We start from the raw sequence: 8,726 nt of genomic DNA, 5'->3' as shown, positions 1-8,726 counted from the left end.
AATGCCTCGACCGCCTCCGGCGTCAGGCCCAACACCCGCTGCAACACCTCCAGCGTGTGCTCACCCAATAGAGGAGGAGCATTGCGATACTCCACCGGCGTAGCGGAAAGCCGGATCGGACTCGCCACCTGTGGCACCACACCCGCCAACGGATGCGGCAGCTCCACCGCCAAGCCACGCGCCAGCACCTGAGGATCGGCAAACACCTGCGACAGATCGTTGATCGGCCCACACGGCACACCGGCCAGCTCCAACTGCGTCACCCACTCAGCGGTAGTCTTGAACACCGTCGCCTGGCGAATCAATGGAATCAGCAGCGCCCGGTTGGCCACCCGCAACTTGTTGGTGACAAACCGCGGATCGTCCGCCCACTGCGGCTGACCCGCCACCTCGGCAAACTTGCGGAACTGCCCGTCATTGCCCACCGTCAGGATGAAATCACCATCGGCGGTAGGGAAGTCCTGATACGGCACGATGTTCGGATGAGCATTGCCCAGACGCTTGGGCGCCACCCCGGTGGTCAGGTAGTTCATGGCCTGGTTCGCCAGGCACGCCACCTGAACATCCAGCAAGGCCATGTCGATATGCTGGCCGCCACCACCCTGATCGCGATGCGCCAGGGCCGCCAGAATGGCTACCGTCGAATACAAACCAGTGAGGATATCGGTCAACGCCACACCGACCTTCACCGGCCCAGCCCCCTCATCACCCTCGGGCCGACCGGTAAGGCTCATCAGCCCACCCAGCCCCTGGATCATGAAGTCATACCCGGCCCGCTTGGCATAAGGCCCGGTCTGCCCGAAGCCCGTGATCGAGCAATAGATCAGATTCGGGTTGAGCGCCTTGAGCGACCCATAGTCCAGCCCATAAGCCGCCAGACCGCCGACCTTGAAGTTCTCGATCAGGATATCGGACTTGGCCGCCAGCTCACGGACCAGACGCTGCCCCTCGGGCTGGGTGAAGTCGATGGTCACCGACTGTTTGTTGCGGTTGGCCGACAGGTAGTAAGCCGCTTCCGTGGTGTTCTCGCCGTAGGCATCCTTCAGGAAAGGCGGCCCCCAGGCGCGAGTATCGTCGCCATTGCCCGGCCGCTCGACCTTGATGACCTCCGCCCCAAGGTCCGCCAGGATCTGACCGGACCAGGGCCCAGCCAAGACTCGCGACAAATCCAACACTCGCAGATGCGATAGCGCGCCCATGAGCCAAGCTCCTTCTATTAATAGAACGCCTGGAGGCCGGTCTGGGCACGCCCGAGAATCAGCGCATGGACATCGTGGGTCCCTTCATAGGTGTTCACCACTTCCAGGTTCACCAGGTGACGGGCAATCCCGAACTCATCGGAGATACCATTGCCGCCCAGCATGTCACGGGCCATGCGCGCGATATCCAGGGACTTGCCGCAGGAGTTGCGCTTCATGATCGAAGTGATTTCCACCGCCGCCGTGCCTTCATCCTTCATCCGTCCCAAGCGCAGGCAGCCTTGCAGGGCGAGGGTGATCTCAGTCTGCATATCGGCCAGCTTCTTCTGGATCAGTTGCGTCGCTGCCAATGGCCGGCCGAACTGCTGGCGATCCAGGGTGTACTGGCGAGCGGTGTGCCAGCAAAACTCGGCAGCACCCAATGCGCCCCAGGAAATGCCATAACGCGCGGAATTCAGGCAGGTAAACGGACCTTTCAAGCCACGCACCTCGGGGAAGATGTTCTCTTCAGGGACAAACACATTGTCCATGACGATCTCACCAGTGATCGAGGCGCGCAGGCCGACCTTGCCGTGAATCGCCGGCGCGCTCAGGCCCTTCCAACCTTTCTCGAGGACAAAGCCGCGGATATCACCAGCATCGTCTTTGGCCCAGACCACGAAGACATCAGCGATCGGGCTGTTGGTGATCCACATCTTGCTGCCGGTCAGGCTGTAGCCGCCGTCGACCTTGCGCGCCCGGCAGATCATCGCACCCGGATCGGAACCATGGTTCGGCTCGGTCAGACCAAAGCAACCAATCCACTCACCCGAGGCCAGCTTCGGCAGGTACTTGCGCTTCTGCGCCTCGGTACCGAACTCATTGATCGGCACCATCACCAGGGACGACTGCACGCTCATCATCGAGCGATAGCCAGAGTCGACACGCTCGACTTCCCGGGCGATCAGGCCGTAGCTGACATAGTTCAGCCCGCTGCCACCGTACTCCACCGGAATGGTTGCGCCCAACAGGCCGACTTCACCCATTTCACGGAAAATCGCCGGGTCGGTCTTTTCATGACGGAAGGCTTCGAGAACCCGCGGCGCCAACTTGTCCTGGGCAAACTGTTCGGCCGTGTCGCGGATCATGCGCTCCTCCTCGGTGAGCTGTTGATCCAGCAGCAGGGGATCGATCCAGTTGAAGCTTGCTTTGGCACCCATGGTGAGTCCTCGTGAAGTCAGTGAAATGGCCTGGACTGATCCTAGGCGTCGCCCGGCTATCCGGCAAACGAGGATTTCGCATACTGTTGTGCTAATTTCTCACTCCGAAAAGCTATCAACCGCTATTTAGCACCACCTTTAGTGAGGTTGCCGTACATGCGCCGCAAAATCCCCAGCACTACCGCGCTGATCAGCTTCGAAGCCGCGGCCCGCCATGAAAGCTTCACCAAGGCCGCCCAGGAGCTGTCCCTCACTCAAGGCGCCATTTGCCGACAGATCGCCAGCCTGGAAGAGTTTCTCAACGTCGAACTGTTCCGACGCTCCCGTCGCGGCGTCAAGCTGACCGAGGCGGGGCTGTCCTACAGCCGCCGGGTCGCCACCCAGCTGGACGCGGTGGAGCGCGATACGCTGTCGGTCATGGGCCAGCAGGGTGCCAATGTCATCGAACTGGCCGTGGTCCCGACCTTCGGCACTCAATGGCTGCTGCCCAGGCTCAAGGACTTCCAGCAACAGCACCCGGAAGTCACCGTTAACCTGACCAACCGGACCCGGCCGTTTCTTTTCGCCGACACCGACTTCGACGCCGCAATCTACTTCGGCGATGCCGACTGGTCGGGTACCGAGTCCCACCGCCTGATGGGCGAGAACCCCATGCCCGTGTGCAGCCCAAACCTGCTGGGTAACCAGCAGCGCCTGAGCGCAGCACGGATCGCCGAGCTGCCGCTCCTGCAACAGACCACGCGCCCCTATGCCTGGCGCCAATGGTTCAACGCCCAGGAGCTGAATGTGCCCCGCGACATGACAGGTCCGCGTTACGAGCTATTCTCCATGTTGGCCCAGGCCGCCATGCATGAAATGGGGATCGCGCTGATTCCACCCTTCCTGATCCAGCGGGAACTGGAAGAGCAGCGCCTGGTGATCGCCAACCCCCATGCGCTGTCCAGCATCAAGGCCTATTACCTGATGATTCCCGAGCGAAAGGTCGAATCGGCCTCCTTGCGCGCTTTTCGGGACTGGCTGGTAACCCAGGCACAAGGCTACAGCCTGCCGGCTTCAAGACCCCAAGCCATTAACTGACTTTGTAGTCAATTATTTATTAAGACTACAGATATAACAATATGTCGCTTTTTTAAAACTGTACCGATGACCTGCCAACCTTGGACGAAAGTCCCTGAAAGCGGGGCCTGTATCGCCTATTTGCGTCCAATATCGATTCATTCACGTCACCGATTCGAATTTTCTTCACTTCCAGCAAAAATCCTTATGAACCCCTTGTATTATGGGCATATGCTCGTTCAGCTGCGACATTTGGTCACTGCGTGACTTGTAGTTAATATCGCGTCACCTTTCAGAATATCTTGAAGGGTGTGGTTTTCACCTGCAAAATGCCGCGCCCCGCCAGAAAATCAGGCGGGATCGTGCTGATCAGCCGCTCCAGACGCACCATCCGCAGTGCGCTGGCCTTCTTATAAAAAAAAGATCAAGCAGGAGATTTCACGTGCACATTGGTGTTCCTCTCGAAACCCAGACGGGTGAAACGCGGGTTGCCGCAACCCCGGAAACCATCAAGAAGCTGATCGGCCAGGGTCATAAGGTCACTGTGCAAAGCGGCGCCGGCGTCAATGCCAGCGTTGTCGACAGCGCCTATGAAACGGCAGGCGCCACCATTGGCAGCGCCAGCGACGCCTTTGGCGCCGATCTGATCCTCAAGGTGGTGGCGCCCAGCGACAGCGAACTGGCGCTGATCAAACGCGGCACTGTCCTGGTGGGCATGCTCAATCCGTTCAGCAATGAAACCATCGCCAAGTTGGCCGAACACGGCATTACCGCCTTTGCCCTGGAAGCCGCGCCACGGACCTCCCGCGCCCAGAGCCTGGATGTGCTGTCGTCGCAAGCCAACATCGCCGGCTACAAGGCGGTGTTGCTGGCCGCTCACTACTACCCTCGCTTCATGCCGATGCTGATGACCGCCGCCGGTACCGTGAAGGCCGCGCGCGTGCTGATTCTCGGTGCCGGTGTGGCCGGTTTGCAGGCAATCGCCACGGCCAAACGCCTGGGTGCCGTGATCGAAGCATCCGACGTGCGTCCAGCGGTAAAGGAGCAGATCGAATCCCTTGGCGCCAAATTCGTCGACGTGCCTTATGAGACCGACGAAGAGCGTGAGTGCGCGGTCGGCGTCGGCGGTTATGCCCGACCGATGCCCGCCAGCTGGATGCAGCGCCAGGCCCTCGCGGTACACGAGCGCGCCAAGCAGGCTGATATCGTCATCACCACCGCGCTGATTCCGGGTCGCAAGGCACCGGTCCTGCTCAGCGCCGAGACCGTCGCGCAGATGAAGCCCGGCTCGGTGGTCATCGACCTCGCGGCAGCCCAGGGCGGCAACTGCCCGCTGACCGTGGCCGACCAGGTGGTGACGGCCCACGGCGTCACCATCGTCGGCCCGACCAATCTGGCCGGCGCGGTCGCGGCCGATGCCTCGGCACTGTACGCGCGCAACCTGCTGGACTTCCTGAAGCTGGTCTTCAACAAAGAAGGTCAGTTCGAAGTGAACCTAGAAGACGATATCGTCGCCGCGTGCCTGATGTGCCGCGATGGCCAAGTCATCCGCAAAAACGCCTAAGCAGGGATTCAGACGATGGAAGAGCTTATCTCCCCCGGTATCTACAACCTGATCATCTTCGTGCTGGCGATATATGTCGGTTACCACGTGGTCTGGAACGTTACACCCGCACTGCACACGCCATTGATGGCGGTCACCAACGCGATCTCGGCGATCGTGATCGTCGGCGCCATGCTGGCCGCCGCCCTGACCGTGACCCCGCTGGGCAAGACCATGGGCACCCTGGCGGTGGCCCTGGCAGCGGTGAACGTGTTCGGTGGCTTCCTGGTTACCCGCAGGATGCTCGAGATGTTCAAGAAAAAAGCCCCGAAAGCGGTAAAAGAAGAGGCGTCCAGGTAATGAGCATGAATCTCGTCACGACGCTCTACTTGATCGCGTCGATCTGCTTCATCCAGGCCCTCAAGGGCCTGTCGCACCCGACCACCTCGCGGCGCGGCAATCTGTTCGGCATGCTCGGCATGGCCTTGGCGATTCTCACGACCGTCGGCCTGGTGTTCAAGCTGGGAGCCGAGCTGGCTACCACCGGCATCGGCTACGTCATCGTTGGCCTGCTGGTCGGCGGCACCGCCGGCTCGATCATGGCCAAGCGGGTCGAGATGACCAAGATGCCGGAACTGGTCGCCTTCATGCACAGCATGATCGGCCTGGCCGCGGTGTTTATCGCCATTGCGGCGGTGGTCGAGCCGCAATCATTGGGCATCGTCAAACAGCTGGGCGATTCGATTCCGCCGGGCAATCGCCTGGAGCTGTTCCTCGGTGCCGCGATTGGTGCGATCACCTTCTCAGGTTCCGTGATCGCCTTCGGTAAGCTGTCGGGCAAGTACAAGTTCCGCCTGTTCCAGGGCGCACCGGTACAGTTTGCCGGGCAGCACAAGCTGAATCTGGTGCTGGGCCTGGCGACCCTCGGTCTCGGCCTGACCTTTATGCTCACCGGCAACCTCAACGCCTTCGCCCTGATGCTGGCCCTGGCTTTCGTGATGGGCGTGCTGATCATCATCCCGATCGGCGGCGCCGACATGCCGGTGGTGGTGTCGATGCTCAACAGCTATTCCGGCTGGGCGGCGGCGGGGATCGGCTTCTCGCTGAACAACTCGATGCTGATCATCGCCGGCTCCCTGGTGGGCTCGTCCGGCGCGATCCTCTCGTACATCATGTGCAAGGCGATGAACCGCTCGTTCTTCAACGTGCTGCTCGGTGGCTTCGGCAACACGGCCGAAGCAGCCGGCCCGGCTGGCGCGAAGGAAGCCCGTCCGGTGAAATCCGGTTCGGCGGATGACGCCACCTTCCTGCTGACCAACGCCGACACCGTGATCATCGTCCCGGGCTACGGCCTGGCGGTAGCCCGGGCGCAACACGCACTGAAAGAACTGACCGAGAAGCTGACCCATCGCGGCGTGACCGTGAAGTATGCGATCCACCCGGTTGCCGGGCGCATGCCCGGGCACATGAACGTGTTGCTGGCCGAGGCCGAAGTGCCTTACGACCAGGTGTTCGAGATGGAGGACATCAACTCCGAGTTCGGCCAGGCCGACGTGGTGCTGGTACTCGGCGCCAACGACGTGGTCAACCCGGCGGCGAAGAACGATCCGAAATCGCCGATTGCCGGCATGCCGATTCTCGAAGCCTTCAAGGCCAAGACCATCATCGTCAACAAGCGTTCGATGGCCAGCGGCTATGCTGGCCTGGACAACGAACTGTTCTACCTCGACAAGACCATGATGGTCTTTGGTGACGCGAAGAAGGTCATCGAGGACATGGTCAAGGCCGTCGAGTAGAAGCTTGCGTTAACGCAATATCGCCAACCCCAACCTCTGTTAGGTTGGGGTTTTTCTTTGCTCACGAAAAAGCCGACCAAAGGCCCTGAATCAGGGGCTGGCATTCGACCTTTGTCGTGCGGCGAAACTTTTTCAAACCTCTAGACTGCGCATCTTGCTTTCGTTGCCTGAGATAACACGCTATGTACCGTGATCGTATTCGCTTGCCTTCGTTGTTGGACAAGGTCATGGGCGCAGCCGACGCTGCCGCTCTGATTCAGGACGGCATGACCGTCGGCATGAGCGGCTTCACCCGCGCCGGTGAAGCCAAGGCCGTGCCCCAGGCACTGGCTGAGCGGGCCAAGACGTCGCCGCTGAAAATCACCCTGATGACCGGCGCCAGCCTGGGCAACGACCTCGACAAACAGCTCACCGAAGCCGGTGTGCTGTCGCGGCGCATGCCATTCCAGGTGGACAGCACCCTGCGCAAGGCGATCAACGCCGGCGAAGTGATGTTCATCGACCAGCATCTGTCGGAAACCGTCGAACAACTGCGCAACAAGCAGCTCAAGTTGCCAGACCTGGCGGTAATCGAGGCCGTGGCGATCACCGAAGAGGGGCATATCGTGCCAACCACCTCGGTGGGTAACTCGGCCAGCTTCGCGATCTTCGCCAAGCAGGTGATCGTCGAGATCAACCTGGCGCACAATCCGAACCTGGAAGGCCTGCACGACATCTATATCCCCAGCTATCGTCCAACCCGCACACCGATCCCGCTGGTGAAGGTCGATGATCGCATCGGCAGCACCGCGATCCCGATCGACCCGGCCAAGATCGTCGCCATCGTGATCACCAACAAGGCCGACTCGCCGTCGACCGTGACCCCGCCGGACAACGACACCCAGGCCATTGCCGACCACCTGATCGCCTTCCTCAAGGAAGAAGTGGCCGACGGGCGCATGACCAACAAGCTCGGCCCGCTGCAAGCCGGTATCGGCAACATTGCCAACGCGGTAATGTGCGGCCTGATCGACTCGCCGTTCGAAGACCTGACCATGTACTCCGAAGTGCTGCAGGACTCGACCTTCGACCTGATCGACGCCGGCAAGCTGTCTTTCGCCTCCGGCAGCTCGATCACCTTGTCGAGCCGGCGCAACAGTGATGTGTTCGGCAATCTGGAGCACTATAAAGACAAGCTGGTGCTGCGCCCGCAGGAAATCTCCAACCATCCGGAAGTGGTGCGGCGCCTGGGCATCATCGCCATCAACACCGCCCTGGAGTTCGACCTGTACGGCAACGTCAACTCCACCCACGTCTGCGGCACGCGGATGATGAACGGTATCGGCGGCTCCGGCGACTTCGCCCGCAACGCCCACCTGGCAATCTTCGTCACCAAGTCCATTGCCAAGGGCGGGGCGATTTCCAGTGTGGTCCCCATGGTCAGCCATGTTGACCACACCGAGCACGACGTGGATATCCTCGTCACCGAAATCGGCCTGGCCGACCTGCGTGGCCTGGCGCCACGGGAACGGGCAAGGGCGGTCATCGACAACTGCGTACACCCGGACTTCCGCGAAGCCCTGAACAGTTACTTCAACCGCGCCTGCGCCCTGGGCGGTCACACCCCGCATATCCTGCGTGAAGCACTGAGTTGGCACATCAACCTGGAAGAAACCGGGAAAATGCTGCCGAGCTGATTGATACAGTTGGCCGCTGACGCAAACACAGTTTCGTCAGCGGTCCTGTATTTCCCGATGTAATTAGAAAAACTGTACTGCTGTACTGGTCATTTCCCACCCCGAATCTCCTCAAAACACCCCGACCCACACAAAAATGCACCACTTTGAGGCAGATAGGTACAGTTGCCTCACTTTCGAGCAGTACAGCACCGCTAAACAGTTAACTGAGCCCTCACAATACAACTGAACTGTATCTAGAGAGACTAGGCAAAGAG

Annotated in this window: 7 protein-coding genes (1 of these 7 cut by a window edge); 5 read left to right on the top strand and 2 right to left on the bottom strand. The window is 60.5% G+C overall.

The features are described from left to right. Together PFEN_RS24875 and PFEN_RS24870 are read right to left on the bottom strand one after the other, a co-directional pair. Positions 1-1,199 carry the 5' portion of a CaiB/BaiF CoA transferase family protein gene (locus tag PFEN_RS24875; protein WP_191489280.1) on the bottom strand. 22 nt of this gene lie to the left of the window's left edge, so 1,199 of the gene's 1,221 nt are visible here — the first part of the coding sequence; it begins with the start codon at positions 1,197-1,199; its stop codon lies off the left edge, out of view. A 17-nt stretch (positions 1,200-1,216) separates the two neighbouring features. After that, positions 1,217-2,398, bottom strand: coding sequence for an acyl-CoA dehydrogenase (locus PFEN_RS24870; protein WP_191489279.1), 1,182 nt, complete (start codon positions 2,396-2,398; stop codon positions 1,217-1,219). Between the two features lie 156 nt (positions 2,399-2,554). Here PFEN_RS24870 and PFEN_RS24865 point away from each other — a divergent pair, with 156 nt between their 5' ends. The 5 genes from PFEN_RS24865 (at position 2,555) to PFEN_RS24845 (ending at position 8,469) form a co-directional block, all read left to right on the top strand. Continuing rightward, the gene (locus tag PFEN_RS24865; protein ID WP_191489278.1) at positions 2,555-3,475 is read left to right on the top strand and encodes a LysR family transcriptional regulator; all 921 of its coding nucleotides are present in this window, start codon (positions 2,555-2,557) and stop codon (positions 3,473-3,475) included. A gap of 421 nt (positions 3,476-3,896) precedes the next feature. Then, positions 3,897-5,018 (top strand): Re/Si-specific NAD(P)(+) transhydrogenase subunit alpha, encoded by a 1,122-nt coding sequence (locus PFEN_RS24860; protein ID WP_191489277.1) that lies wholly within the window; start codon positions 3,897-3,899, stop codon positions 5,016-5,018. Positions 5,019-5,033: 15 nt separating this feature from the next. After that, positions 5,034-5,357 carry an NAD(P) transhydrogenase subunit alpha gene (locus PFEN_RS24855; RefSeq protein ID WP_191489276.1) on the top strand — a complete coding sequence of 108 codons (324 nt, stop codon included), beginning with the start codon at positions 5,034-5,036 and terminating at the stop codon, positions 5,355-5,357. After that, entirely contained in the window at positions 5,357-6,793 is a 1,437-nt protein-coding gene (locus PFEN_RS24850; RefSeq protein ID WP_191489275.1) for an NAD(P)(+) transhydrogenase (Re/Si-specific) subunit beta, read from the top strand. Before PFEN_RS24855 ends, PFEN_RS24850 begins: the two co-directional genes overlap by 1 nt. Positions 6,794-6,975: 182 nt before the next feature. Beyond that, positions 6,976-8,469 (top strand): acetyl-CoA hydrolase/transferase family protein, encoded by a 1,494-nt coding sequence (locus PFEN_RS24845; protein WP_191489274.1) that lies wholly within the window; start codon positions 6,976-6,978, stop codon positions 8,467-8,469. Positions 8,470-8,726: the final 257 nt, after the last annotated feature.

This window comes from Pseudomonas sp. FEN (assembly GCF_904067045.1).
In the GTDB taxonomy this organism is placed as follows: Bacteria; Pseudomonadota; Gammaproteobacteria; order Pseudomonadales; family Pseudomonadaceae; genus Aquipseudomonas.
Note: the sequence above shows the minus strand (reverse complement) of the source record. Positions and strands in the feature narration are given on the sequence as shown.